This window comes from Aquimarina muelleri DSM 19832, from assembly GCF_000430665.1.
In the GTDB taxonomy this organism is placed as follows: domain Bacteria; phylum Bacteroidota; class Bacteroidia; order Flavobacteriales; family Flavobacteriaceae; genus Aquimarina; species Aquimarina muelleri.
Genome location: NZ_AUML01000036.1, coordinates 1 through 21,825, shown reverse-complemented (window position 1 = coordinate 21,825; position 21,825 = coordinate 1). Strand labels below are relative to the sequence as shown.

The window sequence follows — 21,825 nt, the reverse complement described above, 5'->3', positions numbered from 1 at the left end:
TGTTATGAAACTATATTTTACTTGCGTATTGTTTTTAATTGGGAATATTATTTCTGCTCAATTTTTAGAACAACAAAAAAATCTAACATCATATGATGGGTATTTTAAGTTTCATTATAATAAATCAAAAGATGAGATTTATCTAGAAGTAGATAAACTAGAATCTGAATTTTTATATGTACACTCATTAGCAACAGGTTTAGGTTCTAATGATATTGGTTTAGATAGGGGGCAGATAGGCGATGGAGTAGTGGTTACCTTTCAAAAAGCAGGAAATAAACTATTACTTGTTCAGCCTAATCAACAATACAGAGCTATAACCGATAATGTATTAGAAAAAAGAAGTGTGGAGCAAGCATTTGCTAAATCAGTATTATTCGGTTTTCCTATTAAGGAAGAAAAAACAAATACTTATATCATTGATTTAACTCCTTTTCTTTTAGAGGATACACATGGTATAGCGGACCGATTAAAATTTCAAAAAGAAGGTACTTATAGCGTGGATAAATCGCGAAGTAGTTTAAGCTTAGAAAGAACCAAAGCTTTTCCTAAAAATGTGGAGTTTGAAGCATTAATAACATATAAAGGGGTATCGAGTGGAAAAAATATAGAATCAGTAGCTCCAGACTCAAAATATCTTACGGTTATTCAGCATCATTCTTTTGTAGAATTGCCAGATAACAAGTATAAAAAGCGAGAATTTGATCCTCGCAGTGGAGCAATATCTATTTCGTATATGGATTATGCAACCCCTGTTCAGGAAACAATTACTAAGCGTTATATAATTAGACATCGTTTAGAGAAAAAAGATCCGAATCAAGAGATAAGCGAAGCAAAAAAACCTATAGTTTATTATTTGGATCCAGGAACTCCAGAGCCTATTCGTTCGGCATTATTAGATGGAGCAAAATGGTGGGATCAAGCGTATGAGGCTATTGGATTTAAAAATGCATTTCAAGTTAAAATGTTACCAGCAGATGTAGATCCTATGGATTTAAGATATAATGTTATACAATGGGTGCATAGATCTACCAGAGGATGGAGTTATGGAGCTAGTGTAGTAGATCCAAGAACGGGTGAAATTATTAAAGGCCACGTTAGTCTAGGAAGTTTACGAATACGTCAGGATTTTTTAATAGCACAAGCATTATTAAATCAACCTTTTAAAGAAAGAGATAATAATTATCAACCTATGCTGGAAATGGCACTGGCGCGTATTCGTCAATTATCGGCTCATGAGGTTGGTCATACTATTGGTTTTGCACATAATTTTGCTGCTAGTATAAAAAATAGAGCATCCGTAATGGACTATCCCCACCCTGTAGTAAGCTTAAAAAATGGTAAAATAGATATATCTAATGCGTATAGCACTAATATAGGAGAGTGGGATAAAGTAACAGTAGCATATAGTTATTCTGAGTTTAGTAAAGAAATAAAAGAAAAGGAGGAGTTAAATAAAATTCTAAATGAAGCTTACCAAACCGGTATGCGTTTTATTACAGATAGTGATGCAAGAGCAAAAGGAGGAGCTCATGAATTAGCACACTTGTGGGATAATGGTAAAAGTGCAACTGAGGAGTTAGAAAATGTATTAAAAGTTAGAGAAGTCGCGATGACTAACTTTTCTATAGATAATATAAGAACCAATGAACCTTATTCTGTTTTAGAAGATGTTTTTGCACCTCTTTATTTCTTTCATAGATATCAAACAGAAGCAGCGGTAAAACTTATAGGGGGATTAAATTATAATTATGCAGTAAAAGGGGATCAACAAGCTATTGTAGAAACTGTTACTTCTAAAAAACAAAAAGAAGCGCTTACTCAAATTTTAAAAACATTGTCTCCACAAGTATTAGCTATTCCTGAAGATAAATTAAAATTATTTCCACCCAGAGCTTATGGATATCCTCGCACAAGGGAGTCTTTTAAAGGAAAAACAGGAGTTGGTTTTGATGCATTAAGTGCGGCTTCAACAGCGAGCGAAATGACTCTAAGTTTATTGCTGCATCCAGAAAGAGTCTCTAGATTAGTGCAGCAAAAAAGCTTGAATCAAAATCAATTAGGGTTGTCAGAAACTTTAGATAAACTAATTAAAGCTTCTTTTGGGACGAAAGCTGAAAATAATTATAATACAGAAATTCAGCATGTAGTAAATGCTAATGTTTTAAAACATATAATGAATTTAGTAAAAACAGAAAAAGTATATCCACAAGTTAATGCAATTGCACTTGCAAAAATTAATACTCTGATACCCTTTCTTAAAAAGAATACGGTAAATGTAAATGAAACAATGTATAATGCATATTATTTAAATCAGATAAATACATTTTTAGAAAAACCAGAGAGTTTTAAAGTATTACCCACTTCTCCAAAAATTCCTGATGGATCTCCTATAGGAAGTTTTATATGTAATTTTTAAAGTATAGTAGTTTTTATTTTTTTAATACAGGTTACAGTAGAAGAGTAATATTCCAAAGTATTAAGAATTGAATGATAAAAAGGTTAGAATCCTTTCTGGGGATTTAGAAAAAGATGACAATAGTTTTATAAAAATAATAAAAAAACATGAATGAAAATAGATCTTAGAAGCGATACAGTAACAAAGCCTACACCAGAAATGCTAAACGCCATGATGAGTGCAGAAGTAGGAGATGATGTCTACAAAGAAGATCCTAGTGTGAATAGACTTGAAAAGAAAATAGCTACGATGTTTGGTATGGAAAAAGCATTGTTTTTCCCCTCTGGTAGCATGGCAAATCAGGCGGCAATTAAGTTGCATACACAACCAGGGGAACAATTAATAGCAGATAAATATGCGCATATTTATAATTATGAAGGAGGAGGGGTTTCTTTTAATAGCGGAGTATCTTGTAAGCTTTTGGATGGTAATAGAGGTGTGATTAATGCAGTACAAGTTGAAGAAGCTATTAATCCTCCTGATTTTTATCACAGTCCATTAACAAGTTTAGTTAGTATAGAGAATACAACAAACAAAGGAGGAGGAGCGTGTTACGAACTTACAGAAATCAAAAAAATAAGAGAAGTTTGTAGCAATCATGGTTTAGGATACCATCTCGATGGTGCACGACTTTGGAATGCTTTAGTTGCAAAAGGAGAAAAGGCTATTGAATATGGCGCAATCTTCGATACCATTTCTGTATGTTTAAGTAAAGGTTTAGGAGCACCTATGGGTTCTGTTTTGATTGGTAATGCAGAGATTATGGAAAAAGCTATTCGGGTTAGAAAAATTTTAGGAGGAGGAATGCGTCAAGTAGGTTATATGGCAGCAGCAGGGTTGTATGCTATAGATAATAATATACATAGATTAGCAGAAGACCATAAAAGGGCTAAGGAAATAGGAGTTGTTATAGCAAAATTGCCATTTGTGAAAAAAGTAGAACCTATAGAAACCAATATCGTTATATTTAATATAGATAGTGATGAACAGGATTTTATTACTAAAATGGCAGAAAAGAACATTCATTTTTATGGTATGGGGCAGGGTAAATTAAGGTTTGTAACTCATCTAGATTATACACAAAAAATGCATGAGTATTTTTTAGAAGTATTAACTACAATTAAATAAAATTATCATAGAAAATCAGATTACTTTACTCCAGATAAAAAAGAAAATTTAGGATAAGGTAGCTTGGCTACCAATATATTTTATCTAGAGTAAAGTAATAATTTAAAAAAGTGTTTTTATTTAAGAATGGGAATAAGTATTAAAAAAATTAAATTTCTTTAGTATCAGAACTAGGGGCGTTTTCTTTAACAGAGTTGATGCCGTTTTCCATTCCAGATTCAGAAGTATACATTTGACTACTACCTATAATTTGACCATTGCCAGCTTTTAAGTTAAAATAAAACTTACCATTTTTCGCAGTTTTACGCTCATATCTTCCATCTTCAGATGCATTTTTCTTTACTGAAGCAATCCCGTTTTCTGCGGCAGATTTACTATTGTAAACCTCACTACTTAAAATAACTTGTCCGTTTTTAGCCTTTAAAGTAAAATGATAGCTAGATCCTTCCTTGCTTTTGAGTTCAAACATATTATCAGATTTTTAGTTAATTTTTTAGCTTTTGTTAAAATTATATAATTTAAAGGGAAAAGAAAAATGTATTATAACCGAATATTAAGGTTTTATATGTTTTTTGTCGAAAAAAAACACTCATTATCGGTAAACTATAGGTTATAAGATAGGGAAAAAAAACAACTATTGTTAAACACTTTAATTTCGCTATTAAATGTTAAAATTTGTAAGTTTATATAATTCTAACTTAAAACCATCAATAATGAAAAAAATTATTTTTTTAGGAGCTCTTATTTTTTTAGGAGCTAGTTTACACGCGCAACAAGATTTACCAGAAAATCCAGAACCAGGAAAGTGTTATGTTCGGTGTACCACTCCGGATGTTTATGAAAATAAAACAGTACAAGTGAAAATAACACCAGAATATAAAAAACTAAAAACATATCCAGCAAAATATGAAACAACTACAGAAAAGGTGATTATAAAAGAAGCATCTAAGAGGCTTAAGGTAGTTCCAGCAAAATATGAAACAACTACAGTTACCTTTGTTAAAAAACAAGCAGCATCTACGTTAAAAATAATTCCTGCAAAATTAGGGAACGATTCAGAAACTGTAGAAATTAAGCCTGCTTTTGCACAATGGGAATTGGGAACATCTGCTCCGGATTGTGCATCAGGAAATCCCGATGATTGTCGTTACTGGTGTTATAAAGGATATCCAGCAGAATTTACAACTATTCCTATTCAAGTGTTAAGTTCGGATGCTACTACAGAAAGTACACCTATAGCAGAGCAGAGCGGTAGCTATACAAAACGAGTAGTAGCAGAACCAGCAAAGGTTGTTGAGGAAGAAATTCCCGCAGAATATGCAACAATAACAAAAACTGTTTTGGTTAAGGATGCATATACAGAAGAAGAAGTAGTACCTGCTACTTTTAAAGATGTTACTAAGGAGGTGTTAACTCAAAAAGGAGGACTAACAACTTGGAAAGAGGTAGAGTGTTCTTTGGTAGAATATTCTGCTTTACCAATTAACTGGAATTTAGGGAGTGCTACTTTAACAGCTGAAGCTAAAAGAATTATAGATACTAGATTGATGCCAGTATTAGCTAGTAATGAAGGTGCGAAAATGGAAATAGCATCTCATACAGATGCAAGAGGATCAGGATCTAGTAATAAAGATCTTTCTGTTAGAAGAGCGCAGTCTGTAGTGAGTTACCTAATTTCTAAAGGAGTTAATAATAGTCGTTTAGTAGCTAATGGGTACGGAGAAACAAGACTTAAAAACAGATGTGCAGATGGAGTATCTTGTACCGAAAGAGAACATGCTGCCAATCGTAGGACAGAGTTTAGACTTATTCAATAAAGGATTAAAACTATATTTATTTAAGTAATAAAAACAAAAAAACTGACAAACATTACGTTTGTCAGTTTTTTTGTTTTTCTATTGACTTTGTTATAAGAACTTATCCAATAATTCAAAATGAAATCTAGGGTCTCTTAAATAGCTATACCCTGATATTTTATCAAGAATCTTACCTTTTGAAGATAAGACTATCACTAAAGGAAAAGATTTATTTTTATTATAGGTTTTTAATAAGTCATAATTTTGTATTCTTATCTTTTCTGTTAATAAATCATTGTTTCTAGGGATATCCACCAAATGAAACAGAAAAGAATTGGTGTACCTGTTAAAATTTTCAGTTTCAAAAAAGTCTTCTTTGAGCTTTTTGCAAGGAACACACCAATCACTTCCGCTAAAATAAAGGATTATCAGTTTTTTTTCTACTTTAGCTTTTTGCATGGTTGCTGTAAAGTCTTCATGCCAATCTATATTGCTTGTTTCTTGTTGAGAAAACACAATAATGCTAAAAAAAAATAAGATTAACGTAAGTTTATTCATTTCTCTTTTTTTAAGAGGTTACTCATACAAAAGTTACCAAAAATTATTCCATAAATTTATCTAACCCAGGAATATTTGGCATACCTTCTTTTGCTACCGCAGCTAATTCACTTTCGTTAATTTTTGAAGCTTTAGAAATAGCTTTGTTTAAAGTTAGAATTAAATAATCCTCTAATTGCTCTTTATCCTCAAGCAGCGAATTAGCAATATCAATATTTTTTATTTCCCTATTGGCTGTAAGTGTAATTTTAAGTAAGCCATCTGTACTTTCTTCATCTACTAAAACAGTGTTTAATCTCTTTTTAGTTTCTTCTACCTTTTGTTGAGCTTCTTTTATTTTGCTCATCATTCCCATCATATCTCCAAACATGTAAATATCTTTTTAAAATTTATAAAAACAAAATTAGTATTTTGGCTGTTAATAAACTAGAAAGATTATTATGAAAACCTCACATGTTATATTCTTATTATCTCTTATTTTTGCAACTTCATGTAAAAAAAATACAATGAATACATTGGATACCAAAATTCAACCACCAGTTGCAGATAAAAAACCTACAAATCTAGAAAAACATGATGATATTCGTGTAGATGATTATTTTTGGTTAAATGAGCGTGAAAACCCAGAGGTAATTGATTATTTAGAAAGAGAGAACGATTATAATGAAAAAATGACTGCTCATACAGGGGCGTTTCAAAAATCTCTTTTTGATGAAATGAAAAGTCGTATTAAAGAAGACGATTCTTCTGTACCTTATAAATTAAATGGATATTGGTATTTAACCAGATTTGAAAAAGGAAAAGATTATCCGATTTACTCTAGAAAAAAAGAAACTTTAGAAGCAAAAGAAGAAATACTTTTTGATTGTAATAAAGAAGCAGAAGGGCATAGTTATTATAGGTTAGCAGGCCTTAATATTAGCCCAGACAATAAACTTGCAGCATTTGGTGTAGATACAGTTAGCCGTCGTAAGTATACTATAAAAATAAAGAATATAGAAACGGGTGAAGTGTATCCAGAAACTATAGAAACAACTACGGGAGGTAGTACTTGGGCTGCGGATAGTAAAACTTTGTTTTATACTAAAAAAGATGAAGAAACCTTACGCTCTAATAAAATTTATAGACATGTTTTAGGAACATCAGTTTCAGAAGATGTAGAAGTGTTTAACGAAACAGATGATACTTTTAATACATTTGTTTATAAAACCAAGTCTAAAAAATACCTTGTGATTGGTTCTAGCAGTACATTAACTTCAGAATATAGAATTTTAAAAGCAGATAATCCAATAGGAGAGTTTAAAGTTTTTCAACCAAGAACACGAGGATTAGAATATGGTATTGCACATTATGAAAATCATTTTTATGTGTTGACTAATGCAGACGAAGCTACTAATTTTAAATTAATGAAAGTTTCTGAAGAAAGTACAGCAAAGGAAAATTGGAAAGATTTAATTCCGCATAGAAAAAACGTTTTGTTAGAAGATATAGAAATCTTCAAAGATTATTTGGTAGTTAGTGAAAGGGATAATGGATTAAATAAAATCAATATAAAAAAATGGGATGGTACCGTAGATTATTATCTTCCTTTTGATAATGAAACGTATACAGCTTATGTAAGCACTAATCCAGATTTTGACACAAAAAGCCTTAGGTATTCGTATAATTCGCTTACCACTCCTAATTCCGTTATTGATTTTGATATGGAAACTAAGGAAAAAGAATTAAAAAAAGAACAAGAAGTTCTTGGTGGAAAATTTGATAAAAATAATTATGTGTCCGAAAGAATATGGGCAACTGCGGATGATGGAACTAAAATCCCTATGTCCCTAGTGTATAAAAAAGGAATAAAAAAAGACGGAAACAATCCTTTATTGCAATACGGGTATGGATCTTATGGAGCAACTATAGATCCATATTTTTCTACTGCTAGATTAAGTTTGTTAGATAGAGGATTTATTTTTGCAATAGCACATATACGTGGAAGTGAATATTTAGGAAGGTCTTGGTATGAGGATGGAAAATTACTAAAGAAAAAAAATACATTCACAGATTTTATAACATGCTCTAAATTTCTTATAGATCAAAAATATACTTCGTCCAATCATTTATATGCAATGGGAGGATCTGCAGGAGGTTTGTTAATGGGGGCGATAGTGAATATGGCGCCAGAATTATATAATGGGGTAGTAGCAGCGGTACCTTTTGTTGATGTTGTAACAACAATGCTTGATGATAGTATTCCTTTGACAACAGGAGAGTATGATGAATGGGGTAATCCAAATGAAGAAGAATATTATCTTTATATGAAATCGTATTCCCCTTATGATAATGTCGCAGCTCAAAATTACCCAAATATGCTTGTAACTACTGGTTTACATGATTCTCAAGTTCAATATTGGGAACCTGCAAAATGGGTAGCAAAGTTAAGAGAACTGAAAACAGATACTAATTTATTGTTACTACATACTAATATGGAAGCAGGTCATGGCGGGGCTTCAGGTCGATTTGAAGCGCTGAAAGAGGTGGCAGAAGAATACGCTTTTTTATTAGATTTAGAAAGTATAAGAGAATAATTAAAAAAAATAATGTAACTTCGTACCGTTTTTATAACAGAATATGTGGTTCCCTCAATTTGTCCACTACCTGTTAAAACAACAATTATATGAGAGAAGAAATTAAGGCTTATAATAATGTTTTAGAGCTTATTGGCAATACCCCGCTTATAAAACTAAACAGGATTATGAAAGACTTTCCAGGTAATTACTACGCAAAAGTAGAATCTTTTAATCCAGGACACTCCACTAAAGATAGGATAGCACTTTATATTATAGAAGAAGCCGAAAAGAAAGGTATTCTTAAGCCAGGAGATACTATTATAGAAACAACTAGTGGTAATACAGGCTTTAGTTTAGCTATGGTTAGTGTTATTAAAGGCTATGATTGTATTCTTGCAGTTAGTTCAAAGTCTTCTAAAGATAAAATAGCAATGCTAAAAAACATGGGAGCTAAGGTATATGTTTGCCCTGCCCATGTAAGAGCGGATGACCCAAGATCTTATTATCAGGTAGCAAAAAGACTTCATGAAGAAATAAAAGGTTCGGTTTATATAAATCAATATTTTAATGAGTTAAACATGGATGCTCATTATAATTCCACAGGACCAGAAATATGGAAGCAAACCAATGGGAAACTAACCCATTTTATAGCTTGTTGCGGAACAGGAGGTACTATATCGGGTACTGCCAGATTTTTAAAAGAAAAAAAACCTGAGGTACGGGTTTTAGGAATTGATGCTTATGGATCTGTTCTAAAGAAATATCACGAGACCAGAGAGTTTGATGAAGAAGAAATATACCCTTATAGAATTGAAGGATTAGGTAAAAACTTAATACCTACTGCCACAGATTTTGATGTTATTGATAAATTTGAAAAAGTAAGCGATGAGGACAGTGCGCATACGGCAAGAGAGTTAGTTAAGAAAGAAGGTTTGTTTTTGGGATATACCAGTGGTGCTGCTTTGCAAGGAATAAAGCAATTGGCAGAGCAAGGAGAGTTTGACGAAAACAGTAATGTTATTGTTATTCTTCCTGATCATGGATCGAGATATATGAGTAAAGTTTTTAGTGATGATTGGATGACAGAGCAAGGCTTTTTTGATAGTAAAAATGAAATAGACGCTACTAAAGTTCAGTTTATAAAATAAAAAACTGAGATATAAGCAATGACTTTATATAAAACATCCCGATATTATTCGGGATGTTTTTTTGCTATAAATACTGTTTTTTTCTACTCAGTAAATTATTATGTTTTTGTTTTAATTCCTCTTAGGATCTTTTATAAACAGTTTTTTTAAATAAAATAACACTTTCTAAAAAGTGAATTTGAATATAATTATGCCATCAAATCAATTTTCCGTATTTTCGCACACTTATAAGAAACAATTTTTTGATAAATGAGAGATTTATTTGATAAAATTTATAAAGATAAAGGGCCATTAGGAAAATGGGCAGATCAAGCAGAAGGATATTTTGTTTTTCCTAAATTAGAAGGGCCTATATCAAATAGAATGCGGTTTCAAGGGAGAGAAGTTATTACTTGGAGTATCAATGACTATTTGGGATTAGCGAATAAAGAAGAGGTTCGTAAAGTAGATGCTGAAGCAGCAGCTGCTTACGGTTCTGCATATCCTATGGGTGCAAGAATGATGAGTGGTCATACGGACTTACATGAGCAACTTCAAGACGAACTAGCAGAGTTTGTCGATAAAGAGGCAGCGTATTTATTAAATTTTGGTTACCAAGGTATGGTTTCGACTATAGATGCATTGGTAAGCAAAGATGATATTATCGTTTACGATGTTGATGCGCATGCGTGTATAATCGATGGTGTTAGATTGCATCAAGGACAGCGCTATACATATAGACATAACGATATGGATAGTATAGATAAAAACCTGATGAGAGCCACGAAAATGGCAGAAAAAACAGGAGGAGGGATACTCTTAATATCTGAAGGTGTTTTTGGTATGCGTGGTGAGCAAGGAAAACTAAAAGAAATAGTAGCTTTAAAGCAAAAATATAACTTTAGACTATTTGTAGATGATGCGCATGGATTTGGAACACTTGGAGCTACTGGCGCAGGAACAGGAGAAGAGCAAGGAGTTCAGGATCAGATAGATGTTTATTTTGCGACTTTTGCTAAATCTATGGCAAGTACAGGAGCGTTTATTGCAGCCGATCAAGGGATTATTGATTATTTAAAGTATAATCTAAGATCACAGATGTTTGCAAAATCACTTCAAATGCAACTGGTAGTAGGAGCTCTTAAGCGTTTGGATATGCTTAGGACAATGCCAGAGTTAAAAGAGAGGTTATGGGAAAATGTTAATGCATTGCAAAATGGTTTAAGAGAACGAGGTTTTGATTTAGGTACTACACAAAGTTGTGTTACACCAGTATACTTAAAAGGTAGTATTCCAGAAGCTATGGCTTTGGTTAAAGATCTAAGAGAAAACCATGGGGTATTCTGTTCTATTGTTGTATATCCAGTAATACCTAAAGGATTAATATTATTGAGATTAATTCCTACTGCATCACATACAATGCAGGATATAGAAGAAACCTTAAATGCGTTTTCTGCAATACGTGAACTTTTAGAAAATGGAACATATAAGCGTATTTCTGCTTCTGTAGCTGCAGCTATGGGGGAGTAGTATAGTTAAATATTTATAAAAAAAACCGCTAGAATATAGCGGTTTTTTTTATGTAAACTTGTTAAGTATCTTGTGGATACTGTTTTTTTTTACCTTTAAATACTTTTTCTAAATGTTCTACGTACTTTATGTTGCTCATGCTCATAACCACTCCAAAGTGCTTGAATAGCTTTGTTTTCTTCAAGCTCAGGGTTTGTTTCTACTACTTCAATACCATTTCGTAAAAAAGCTTCATTCATTTCTTTGAAAATAAGGGCAGTAATTCCTTTGTTTTGATATTTTGGATCAACTCCTATAAGATAAAATGCTGCGGTGTCATTTCTGCGTTGTGCCTTTAGAATATGTAAAAACCTAAGAGGATATATTTTACCGTTCATTTTTTTTAAGGCTTTAGAAAAAGAAGGCATAACTATAGAAAAAGCTATAAGTTTTCCAGTTTTATCTGCAATACAGGTAATATATTCTGGATTTAGATATGGTAAGTATTTTTTCTTATACATATCTATCTGATACTGTTGTATAGGTACAAAAGTTTGTAAACTACTATACGTTTTATTCAAAAGGTCAAACATATCATCAGCGTACTGAAGTATCTCTTTACTTTTGTTAAACTTTAGAAGGTTTAATTCATAACGTTCTTTGATAACCTTAGCAAACTTAACTACTTTTTCTTTTGTTTGTTTAGGGATTCTAATTTTATATTCAACCCATGTAGCTGCGGGTTCAAAATTAAGTTTCTCAAGATGTTTAGAATAGTATGGGTAATTGTACCAAGTGATCATGGTGTTTAATTCTTCAAACCCTTTAATTAGGATACCAGCTTTATCCATATTTGAAAATCCAACAGGACCTTCCATGTACTCTAAAGAGTTTTGAGCACCATATTCCGATACTTTTTGTAATAAAGCTTTGGTAACTTCAAGGTCATCAATAACATCAAACCATCCAAAACGTACTTTAGGTTTCTTTTGCTCTTTTACTTCAATCCAATTTATGATTGCGGCAATTCTCCCAACGATTTTATTATTTTTATAAGCTAAAAAGTATTTTGCATCCGCATTTTTAAAAACCGGATTTTTCTTTGGATTCATTACATCCACCTCTTCTTTTATAATAGACGGAACATAATAAGGGGAGTCTTTATATAATTCAAAAGGAAACTTAACGAACGTGGTTAAACCTCCTTTTGAAGTAATTTCTTTAATCGTAATCATATATCATCTCTAATTCGTCACAAATATATAATCCTTTTATTAAATATTGTGATGCGGATGGATCATTTTTGATAAAATATGATCTTAATCTCTTTATTTTGTTACTTTAAAAGAGTTATTTAAGGTATAATATTGTTATAGATCTATATCTTTTAATTCTTTATCAAGATCTGTATCGGTATTATTGTCTTTTTTTTCTTGTTTTTTGCGTTTAGCTTCTTCTTTTTTTCTTTTCTTTTCTTCTTTTTGGCGCTTTTTTTCTTCTTTCTGAAGTCTTTTCTCTTCTAATTTCTGTGCTTTTTCTTGCTCTTTTTCATATTTTTCATACTCAGCATCTACATCTTCTTCTTTTTGCTCTATTTTTTCTTCTTGTTTTGTGTTTTTCTTTTCTTCACCGAGTTCTAATTCCTTTTCCATCTTTTCAAGTTCTTTTAATTCTTTATCGATGTCTTGTAGTTCTTGATCTACGCCTTGTTCTTTTTCCATTTTATCTAATTCGGCATCAATATCATCTACTAGTTTTTGCTTTTCTTTTTCGGCTTGTATTGCTTCTTTTTCAGCTTTTCTGGCTTCTTTAGCCTCTCTTTTTAGGCGCCTAGCTTCTTCTTTTCTAAACTTTTTATCTTCTTTTTTAGAGATTTTTTCATTTTCTATACGCTCTCTCTCAAGTCTTTCCGCTGTTCTTCTTTCATCTAGGTCTTTTTCAATATTTTGCCTTAGACTGTCATCTTCAAAATCATTAATAAATGGAGTTTTTTCTAATTTAAGACTGTCATTTTCGATACCTTCTCCTTCTTCTAATTCATCAAACTCTCTTTCGTCGTTATCTTTGTCTTTACCTTCGAGTTCTTCTTTTAATTTTTCATCTTCTTTAACACCGCCTTCTAATCCTGGTTGTTCTATAATTTCATCTTTGGTATGCCAATCAAAACGATATGAAGCACCAAAACTAACGGTAAATACAGAAGGGGTATCTTTAAAATTAAACGCAACATTTGCATCAAATTGTAAGTCTTTATCATAAAGGTATGCTCCTCCAAGCCTTAATATATTATCACTATAAAAATCACTTTTTTGTCCTTGATACTCCCCAAATGCAGCCCATTTTTCATTAATGGTATGTGTAGAAGTAACAATCCACCCAATAATAGGGTCTTCTGTAGTAATTTTATCTACAATAAAATTAGTTACCAATACCCAGTCTCCGTTTAAACTTGTAGACCAATTATTTTGGGTCATAATCACTATTTTAGGGCTAAACGGATCGTCATTAGGTGCAGTAAAAGGATTGTCTTTAGATACAAAATTTGCTCCTAAATATGCAGAAACTGCTGGGATTAAGCTTTTCCATTTAAATTTATGACGAGCTTTCCAACTTTTTAATTCATCATAGTTGATAGAATCTTTTTTTGGTCTTTTATATGGGTCATAAATTAAATATTTAGCACCAATAGTATTTAATTCAAAGTTACTTCTCTTTATCTTTTCTTCATTAGCCCCAATAGTTTGCTTTACACCATCGGCTCTAAATCTTCCATTTACTCTAATTTCTAATTGTTCGATCAAAAGACCATATCTGGCAGAGTAATCTAAATTAAAAACATTGGTTTTGGTGTTTAAGAGTTTATGTTTTTGTTTTCCAAAACCAAAACCTCCTTCAAATTGTAACACATTGTTCCCTACAGAGAAAGCTCCTTGAGAAGTTCCTGGTCGGTTAGTGTTAATTTTTTCAGTGTATTGTGCAGAAACCGTTATGCTAAATAAAAATATGGTAACTAATAACAGAATAGACTTAGGGTTCATATGCAATAGATTTGGTTCAAATATAGCAGATTTTATCATTTTTTTAGGACTGTATGCCTGTAATTGTATCCAGAGTTCATTATTTTTGAAAAAAAATGATATGCAAGAAGCATCGTTGCAAGGGGTATTGAAGATAATTCTCATCATAATGTTGATATATTATGGGCTAAAAGTATTAACGCGTTTATTTGGTCCTCTATTGCTTAAGTATGTAACAAAGAAGGCAGGAGAAAAATTTCAACAACAATTTAGCCAAAACCAACGACCTCAACAATCTACAGATGGTGAAATTACTATCGAGAAAAAACCAAAACAAAATTCTTCGAATAAAGATGTAGGAGAATATATCGATTATGAGGAAATTGATTAATTTGGCTTTTCATTTAGTAAACTCACATATATCATGTCTTTAATTAAAAGATTCTTGCCCCATATACTTGTTGTTTTTAGTTTTATTATAGTTTCTCTGGCATATTTTAACCCTGTTTTAAGTGGTAAAAAAATGCGACAAGGAGATATTGTTCAATATACTGGGATGGCAAGACAGCAAACTGATTTTAGAAACCAAACTGGAGAAGAACCATATTGGGCAGATAATGCTTTTGGAGGTATGCCTACCTATCAAATGGGAGCGCAATACCCGCATAGTTATATAAAAAAAATAGATAGGATTATACGTTTTTTACCAAGACCAGCAGATTATTTATTTTTATATTTTATAGGATTTTACATCCTTTTGTTAGTGTTGAAAGTAGATTATAGGCTTGCTTTTCTGGGGAGTTTAGCTTTTGGATTTTCTACTTATTTTATAATTATTATCGGAGTAGGACATAACGCTAAAGCACATGCAATAGGGTATATGCCTTTGGTACTTAGTGGGATTTTACTCGTTTTTAGAAAAAAATATATATGGGGTTTTCTGTTGTTAACTCTATCGATGGCATTAGAGATTGCAGCAAACCATTTTCAGATGACCTATTATCTCTTTTTATTGGTACTTGTATTAGGAGTTTCTTATTTAATAGATGCATATAAAAAGAAAGAGATACCAGATTATTTTAAGTCGATCGGTATTATGGTTGTAGCTGTTTTGTTTTCTTTGTTGCTTAATGCTACAAGTCTTTTAGCTACAAATGAATATGCAAAATATAGTACAAGAGGTAATACAGGTATCACTATTCAATCTAATGGTAAAGAAAAAAAGAGTACTGGTTTAGATTTTGATTATATCACACAATATAGTTATGGTAAATTAGAGAGTTTTAATCTTTTTATTCCTCGTTTTATGGGGGGAGCCTCTTATGAAAATTTGGGAACGAATTCTAATACCTATGATGAGTTATTAAAATTAGGGGTATCTCCAACACAAGCAAAATCTTATACAGAACATGTGCCTACCTATTGGGGAGATCAACCTATAGTTGGTGCACCAGCATATATAGGTGCTACCGTACTATTTTTATTTGTTTTTGCATTATTTTTAGTAAAAGGAAGATTAAAGTGGTGGATTGTAGGCGGATCGGTATTAGCATTAGTATTGTCATGGGGAAAAAACTTTAGTTTTTTAACAGAATTTTTCATTAATTACTTCCCTATGTATGATAAATTTAGAGCCGTTTCTTCTATACAAGTAATCATTGAATTATGCGTTCCTATATTGGCAATAGTAGGTATACATAAATTGTTTAGTAATGCTGTTTCTAAAGAAGAAAAAAATAATGCTCTAAAATATACTACAGCAATTACAGGAGGAATAGCATTATTGTTTTTATTATTTAAATCTAGCTTATTTAATTTTAGTGGGTTAGGAGATAGTATGCTAATAGAACAAGGTGGCCCAGATTATCTAAGAGCAATTAAGGAAGACAGAAAAGCAATATTTACAGCAGATACTTTACGGTCCTTATTATTTGTATTATTAATTGCAGCAGGATGTTGGATGTATTTAAAAGGAAAGCTAAAAGAAAACATTTTAATTATTGGGCTCGGAGTATTAATCGTTTTGGATTTAGTATTAGTAGATTGGAAATATGTAAACAAAGATAATTTTGTTTCTGCAAGAGAGTTTAATAAACCTTTTGTAGCAAATCAAGCAGATAAAGAAATTTTTAAAGACAAAGGGCATTTTAGAGTATTTGATTTAACTGCAAACCCTTTTAACTCTGGTAGAGCATCTTACTTTCATAATGCATTAGGCGGGTATCATGCTGCAAAACCAGGAAGAATGCAGGATTTATTTGAGTTTTATCTTGCCAAAAATGATGTTGGAGTAATGAATATGCTAAATGTAAAGTATATTATTACCGAGGATGAGGATGGTGTAAAAGCATTAACTAATCCTTATGCTAACGGGAATGCATGGTTTGTTTCGGATATAAAAATGGTAGATTCTGCAAATGATGAAATCCTAACTTTAAAAGAAGTAGACACAAAAAAAGAAGCAATTATTAATTCTAGTTTTAAAGAGGCTGTTCCCAATACTAAATACACTGTAGATAGTTTAGCATATATAACCTTAACAGATCATAAACCTAATCATTTAGTTTACGAATCTAATAATGAAGATAAAGGATTTGCTATTTTTTCTGAAATATATTATCCTGGCTGGAATGCTTATATAGATGGCAATCTTGTTACGCAGATACAAGCAAATTATACGTTAAGAGGGGTGCCTATCCCCGCAGGAAAGCACCAAATAGAATTTAAGTTCGAACCACAGGTGGTAAAAACAGGAAGCACTATTACACTAGCAAGTTCTATTCTTTTTATACTATTACTTATAGGAGGTCTGTATTTTCAATATAAAAAGACAGGGAATATATTACCTTTTACAAAAGAAGAAAAGTAGGATATATTTTGAAGGTTCTAATCATTACATATTATTGGCCACCTGCTGGTGGTCCTGGAGTACAACGCTGGCTTAAGTTTGTAAAGTATTTTAGAGATTTTGGTATAGAGCCAGTAGTATATGTGCCAGAGAATCCAACTTACCCCTTAGAAGATAGTTCTTTAGTAGCCGAAATTCCAAAAGGAATAGAAATACTAAAACAACCTATTTTTGAACCTTATCGATTTGCGGAGATTTTTTCAAAAAAAGAAAGTAAAACAATAAGCAAGGGTATTATTGCAGGTAAGGAGAAACAATCCTTTATACAGAGATTTTTATTATACATACGGGGAAACTTTTTTATTCCCGATGCTCGCAAGTTTTGGGTTAAACCCTCTGTGGAATATTTGAAAGATTTTATTATAGAAAATAAAATAGAAACCATAATAACGACAGGCCCTCCACATAGTGTGCATTTAATAGGAAAGGAGTTAAAGAATCAAACAGGTGTTAAATGGCTTGCCGATTTTAGAGACCCTTGGACTACTATAGGGTATCATGATAAGCTAAAACTTACCAAGCGATCTCTACAAAAGCATAAACGTTTAGAGAAAGAAGTTTTAAAAGAGGCAGATCATATAGTAGTGACTAGTTTTACTACTCAAAAAGAGTTTCAAAGTTTAACGGATACCTCTGTTTCTGTGGTTACTAATGGTTTTGATAAAGAATCAATCCCTGAAACGGTTTTGGATACTAAATTTACAGTTTCGCATATAGGCTCGTTATTGCAGGGAAGAGATCCAAAACTTTTTTGGAAAGTACTGTACGAACTAACGCAGGAAAATAAAACTTTTGCAGAAGCTTTTCAATTACAATTAGTTGGCGCAGTTAGTGAGGATGTACTTTTTTCAATAAAAGAAGCGGGATTATCTGACTTTATAGTATTTAAAGGATATGTTCCTCATATCGAAGCTATTCAAATTCAAAGAAGCTCTCAGATTTTATTATTGATAGAAATTGATAGTAAAGAAACAAAATGTATTATACCGGGTAAGCTATTTGAATATATGGTTTCTAAAAGACCAATTATAGCACTGGGACCTGCAGATGCAGATATATCCAGAATTATAAAAGAAACAAATTCAGGAGTCTTTTTTGAGTATCACGAATATGAAAAGATAAAAACACAAATGCTTCAGTATTTTAATCACTTTCAAGAGCAAAAATTAAAATCCCATGTTATCGGGGTAGAAAAATATAGCAGGAGGAATTTGACACAAGTTTTGACTGAAATATTAAAGAATACTTAGGTGTAAATTTAAGCCTTTCATTTTCGATTATTCTACTCAGTTTCGAGTCTTTCATTTTCAAAATATGCTTAGTCAAAACAAATGGATATTGCTAATCCCGTATTTTGTACTTTTGAGTTTTAAAATATAAATTTTCTGTAGTTAATGGGGGTAGTAGTTAATCAAACCATAAGAAACATAATTATCACTTGCTTTGGATTTGGGATAGGGGCTATAAATACGTTGTTTTTGTTTACCTATTTTATGGATAAAGAGCATTATGGGTTGATCTCATACCTTATGACAGCTTCAAATTTGATTTGGCCATTAATGGCATTTGGGATGCAAAATACTTTAGTAAAGTTTTTTACTTCTTACTCAAATAAAGAACAGCAGGATAAGTTTTTAACAGTTATACTTATTACTCCATTATTAGTAGCATTAGTTTTAGGGGCAATAGGTATTATGTTTTATACTACGATTCTTAGTTTTTTTGAAGATAAAAATACAATAGTGCAACCTTATGTTTGGACTATTTATATTCTAGCATTTGCCGCATCTTATTTTGAGGTGTTTTTTGCTTGGTCTAAAGTGAAATTAAAAAGTGTTTTTGGCAATATAATGAAAGAATTATTCTTAAGAATCTGTATAAGTATACTTTTGTTTTTAGTCTATTTTAAAATCTTAACAATTCATCAATTTATTTATGCTCTGGTTATAGCTTACCTATTAAGAACTTTAATCATGAAAATGTACGCACTTGGACTTCATCGATTTAAACCACGTTTTTCGTTACCAGATAATTATATTTCTGTTTTCAAATATTCTGGATTAATATTGATAGCAGGATCTGTAGCAAGTTTGTTAATCGATATAGATAAGGCAATGATCGAAAGATATTTACCTATAGAGAATTTGGCAGATTACCAATTATGTGCTTTTATAGCAATAGTTATCTCTATTCCGTCTAGAGCAATGCATCAAATTACCTACCCATTAACTGCTAAGTTAATTAATGAAAAAGCTAAGGTGCAATTAAAAGAATTGTATCAAAAAAGTTCTTTAAATCTTTTGATTACCAGTGGTTTGCTTTTTGTTTTGATAATATGTAATGTAAATGAGTTATACAAATTTATACCAGATAATTATAATTTGTTTATTTGGGTGATAGTTTTGATCGGAAGCGCAAAATTATTTGATAACCTTTTAGGGAACAATAATTCTATTTTGTATAGCTCAGACTATTACAGAATGATATTATACGTTGGAGTTGGGATGGTAGTTCTTACGGTTATATTAAATATGTTTTGGATTCCTGTTTTAGGTATAACTGGTGCTGCAATAGCTACTTTTATAGCAGTTTTTTGCTATAATTCGGTAAAATTGTGGATAGTATATACCAAATTTAAGATGCATCCTTTTTCTCAAAAAACATTTTTGACTATTTTATTAATTGTGAGTATAACATTTGGTTTTTACTTTTGGGAGTTACCATTTCATCCTATACTTAATATAGTTAGTAAAAGTATTTTGATAAGTTTGGTATATGTATTTATTTTTTATACTCTTAGAGTATCTACAGATATTAATACCCTTATAAAGAAAATCCCCCGAGGTGCCTAAGCATTGAACTCTAAGGGATTTTCTAAACTAACCAACCAAAAAGATAAATATTTTTTAATTTCTACTTCTGCTACGTGATCTTGAATCGTTAGACTTTGATGCTCTACTAGCAGAGTTTCTTTGTGTATTTGTAGTAACTCTGGAAGCTGTTCTTCCTTTACTATTATATTGACTATTATTAGAACGGCTTGTTACATTTCTAGAGTTATTTCTACTCGAATTTCTTTGTTTTTGTATTTGATTTGTTCTAGTAGCAGGTTTTTGTATTCTGCTATTGTTTTGACCAGATCTATTTGCTACAGTACTTCTACTTCTTTGGGTACTTTGTACTTGTTTTCTAGAAGGAGTACTATTGTTAGATCGAACCTTTTGTCTGGTTTGTACATTTTTATTAGTACTTCGTGTTCTGTTATCAGAAGTTACAGAACGGGTTTTATTATTATTGCCATTCGATCTGTTTCTTTGAGTAGTTTGCGATCTCTGTCTGGTTTGTCCATTTGTAGTAGTAGTACGTGTTCTACTATTAGATGCTATAGAACGCGTTCTACTATCATTTCCATTCGATCTACTTCTTGTAGCTACATTGTTATGATTACTTCTACTACGATTAATTTTGCTATAGTTTCTGTCATTTCTTTGGTACATTGTAGTTCTGTGATTTCGGGTTCTATAACCAAGATCCCGTGCACTAGATACTCTGTATCCTCTATTATAACTGTTTGCTCTACTGTATGGTCTGTAGTAATCTCGACTTCTGTAAGGTCTACTGTAATATCCACTATAATAATTACTTCTATAGGTGGTATACGAACATCTGTAAGGCGTATAATATCTTCTATATGGTCTTTCGTATACAATGCATCTGGTAACTACAGGTACTGTAAAATATGCATGATATGGTCTGTATTGATAATGTCTATTATATCTGTTAATATAACCAGTAGAGTTTAAGAAATTTCCATAATTATTATAGTGTATATATAATTCCCCTACTCTGGATATACGCCCATAATTGTTATAATTAATATAAACGTCTCCTGCTTGTATAATTCTACCGTAATAATCATAAAACACAGGTACTTCTTCTATTTGTACAACAGCGCCATAATCATCATATTGTACATACTCATCATAATCATATCCTGAATTAAAACTTATATTTACTCTAGGAGTATTAACATTAATGTTTACACCGTTTCTTGGTCTATTGATATAAAAATCGAATTGACCATCTGCATATATCGAAAACTCAACGCCACTTTCTGTAAATATGAAAGATTTACTATTATTATAACGAGTAGACGATTCGGTATTAGTTTCTGAAGCATTAACATGTAAAGATGCTAATAATAAGCCTGTGAATAGTATAACAATTTTTTTCATAATCTGTGGTTTTAAAATAAGAATAGAAATTAATTTTTCGCTCTTACTTTTTATAATATCAAGCAGCGTGCCAAAAAAAACAAAATACTGATATTCAGTGTTTTGTTTTTTTTCTTTCTTCTAATACAATGTTTAATATTAGAGCTTTATTATTTTAAAAAAGTATACTAAGGAATGGTAGGATGCTTTTTGTTTTAAAAACAGTAATAAAATAGAGGCTACTGAAAAAGTAAGTCTCTTTTCAAAAAGAGAGGTTCATATAAGAGATTTCACGAGCTAATTTTGTGAAATCTCTTTTTGGTTTATAGGTTCTCAAAGCTGTTTGGACTCTCTTAAAAAGGCTTATTTTAGTTTAAATGGTATGATAATCAAAACGGTATTGTTTTGTCTCATTTTGGACTAGCTTAATTTTAAAATTCTTTTCAAATTCACAGCAAATATGGTTAAGGCACTCTGCATTTCCATATTTTCTATACCATAAGATATAGCTTTTCCATAGCCATGGACATTTTTTAATTCTCCATTTTTAGC

Annotated in this window: 16 protein-coding genes; 10 read left to right on the top strand and 6 right to left on the bottom strand. The window is 31.4% G+C overall.

Features of this window, described 5'->3' with window-relative positions; genetic code table 11:
• Positions 1-4: 4 nt before the first annotated feature.
• Complete coding sequence (locus H527_RS0114540) at positions 5-2,419, top strand: zinc-dependent metalloprotease (RefSeq protein ID WP_035088265.1); 2,415 nt, start codon at positions 5-7, stop codon at positions 2,417-2,419.
• A gap of 150 nt (positions 2,420-2,569) precedes the next feature.
• On the top strand, positions 2,570-3,586 hold the full coding sequence (locus H527_RS0114535; RefSeq protein ID WP_027413381.1) for a threonine aldolase family protein: 1,017 nt from the start codon (positions 2,570-2,572) through the stop codon (positions 3,584-3,586).
• Positions 3,587-3,734: 148 nt separating this feature from the next.
• Here the strand turns inward: H527_RS0114535 and H527_RS0114530 are convergent, their stop codons facing one another.
• Positions 3,735-4,055, bottom strand: coding sequence for a YegP family protein (locus H527_RS0114530; protein ID WP_027413380.1), 321 nt, complete (start codon positions 4,053-4,055; stop codon positions 3,735-3,737).
• Positions 4,056-4,299: 244 nt separating this feature from the next.
• On the opposite strand from H527_RS0114530, the gene H527_RS0114525 reads away from it, so the two are divergent.
• On the top strand, positions 4,300-5,403 hold the full coding sequence (locus H527_RS0114525) for an OmpA family protein (protein WP_027413379.1): 1,104 nt from the start codon (positions 4,300-4,302) through the stop codon (positions 5,401-5,403).
• A 90-nt stretch (positions 5,404-5,493) separates the two neighbouring features.
• Here the strand turns inward: H527_RS0114525 and H527_RS0114520 are convergent, their stop codons facing one another.
• Together H527_RS0114520 and H527_RS0114515 are read right to left on the bottom strand one after the other, a co-directional pair.
• The gene (locus H527_RS0114520) at positions 5,494-5,940 is read right to left on the bottom strand and encodes a thioredoxin family protein (protein ID WP_027413378.1); all 447 of its coding nucleotides are present in this window, start codon (positions 5,938-5,940) and stop codon (positions 5,494-5,496) included.
• 43 nt (positions 5,941-5,983) lie between these two features.
• Complete coding sequence (locus H527_RS0114515; protein ID WP_027413377.1) at positions 5,984-6,310, bottom strand: YbaB/EbfC family nucleoid-associated protein; 327 nt, start codon at positions 6,308-6,310, stop codon at positions 5,984-5,986.
• Between the two features lie 70 nt (positions 6,311-6,380).
• Here H527_RS0114515 and H527_RS0114510 point away from each other — a divergent pair, with 70 nt between their 5' ends.
• The 3 genes from H527_RS0114510 to capB all read left to right on the top strand — a co-directional run bounded on the left by H527_RS0114510 (position 6,381) and on the right by capB (position 11,155).
• The gene (locus H527_RS0114510) at positions 6,381-8,516 is read left to right on the top strand and encodes a S9 family peptidase (protein ID WP_027413376.1); all 2,136 of its coding nucleotides are present in this window, start codon (positions 6,381-6,383) and stop codon (positions 8,514-8,516) included.
• Positions 8,517-8,605: 89 nt separating this feature from the next.
• The gene (gene capA, locus H527_RS0114505) at positions 8,606-9,646 is read left to right on the top strand and encodes a cysteate synthase (RefSeq protein ID WP_027413375.1); all 1,041 of its coding nucleotides are present in this window, start codon (positions 8,606-8,608) and stop codon (positions 9,644-9,646) included.
• A 249-nt stretch (positions 9,647-9,895) separates the two neighbouring features.
• Positions 9,896-11,155, top strand: coding sequence for a cysteate-C-fatty acyltransferase (capB, locus tag H527_RS0114500; RefSeq protein ID WP_027413374.1), 1,260 nt, complete (start codon positions 9,896-9,898; stop codon positions 11,153-11,155).
• 95 nt (positions 11,156-11,250) lie between these two features.
• On the opposite strand, the gene H527_RS0114495 is transcribed toward capB, so the two are convergent.
• Positions 11,251-12,369: a GNAT family N-acetyltransferase gene (locus H527_RS0114495; RefSeq protein ID WP_027413373.1), complete on the bottom strand. Its 1,119-nt coding sequence runs from the start codon at positions 12,367-12,369 to the stop codon at positions 11,251-11,253.
• A 135-nt stretch (positions 12,370-12,504) separates the two neighbouring features.
• Positions 12,505-14,211: a transporter gene (locus H527_RS24440; RefSeq protein ID WP_229809296.1), complete on the bottom strand. Its 1,707-nt coding sequence runs from the start codon at positions 14,209-14,211 to the stop codon at positions 12,505-12,507.
• Positions 14,212-14,272: 61 nt separating this feature from the next.
• Here H527_RS24440 and H527_RS0114485 point away from each other — a divergent pair, with 61 nt between their 5' ends.
• The 4 genes from H527_RS0114485 to H527_RS0114470 all read left to right on the top strand — a co-directional run bounded on the left by H527_RS0114485 (position 14,273) and on the right by H527_RS0114470 (position 19,911).
• Entirely contained in the window at positions 14,273-14,542 is a 270-nt protein-coding gene (locus H527_RS0114485) for a DUF4834 family protein (protein ID WP_027413372.1), read from the top strand.
• Between the two features lie 33 nt (positions 14,543-14,575).
• Positions 14,576-17,020: a YfhO family protein gene (locus H527_RS22230; RefSeq protein ID WP_051316783.1), complete on the top strand. Its 2,445-nt coding sequence runs from the start codon at positions 14,576-14,578 to the stop codon at positions 17,018-17,020.
• 8 nt (positions 17,021-17,028) lie between these two features.
• On the top strand, positions 17,029-18,309 hold the full coding sequence (locus tag H527_RS0114475; RefSeq protein WP_308427916.1) for a glycosyltransferase family 4 protein: 1,281 nt from the start codon (positions 17,029-17,031) through the stop codon (positions 18,307-18,309).
• A gap of 144 nt (positions 18,310-18,453) precedes the next feature.
• A complete protein-coding gene (locus tag H527_RS0114470) occupies positions 18,454-19,911 on the top strand; it encodes an oligosaccharide flippase family protein (protein WP_027413370.1) in 1,458 nt (485 codons plus the stop codon).
• 54 nt (positions 19,912-19,965) lie between these two features.
• Here H527_RS0114470 and H527_RS22225 read toward each other — a convergent pair whose 3' ends face one another.
• Complete coding sequence (locus tag H527_RS22225; protein ID WP_051316782.1) at positions 19,966-21,294, bottom strand: hypothetical protein; 1,329 nt, start codon at positions 21,292-21,294, stop codon at positions 19,966-19,968.
• Between the last annotated feature and the right edge of the window lie 531 nt (positions 21,295-21,825).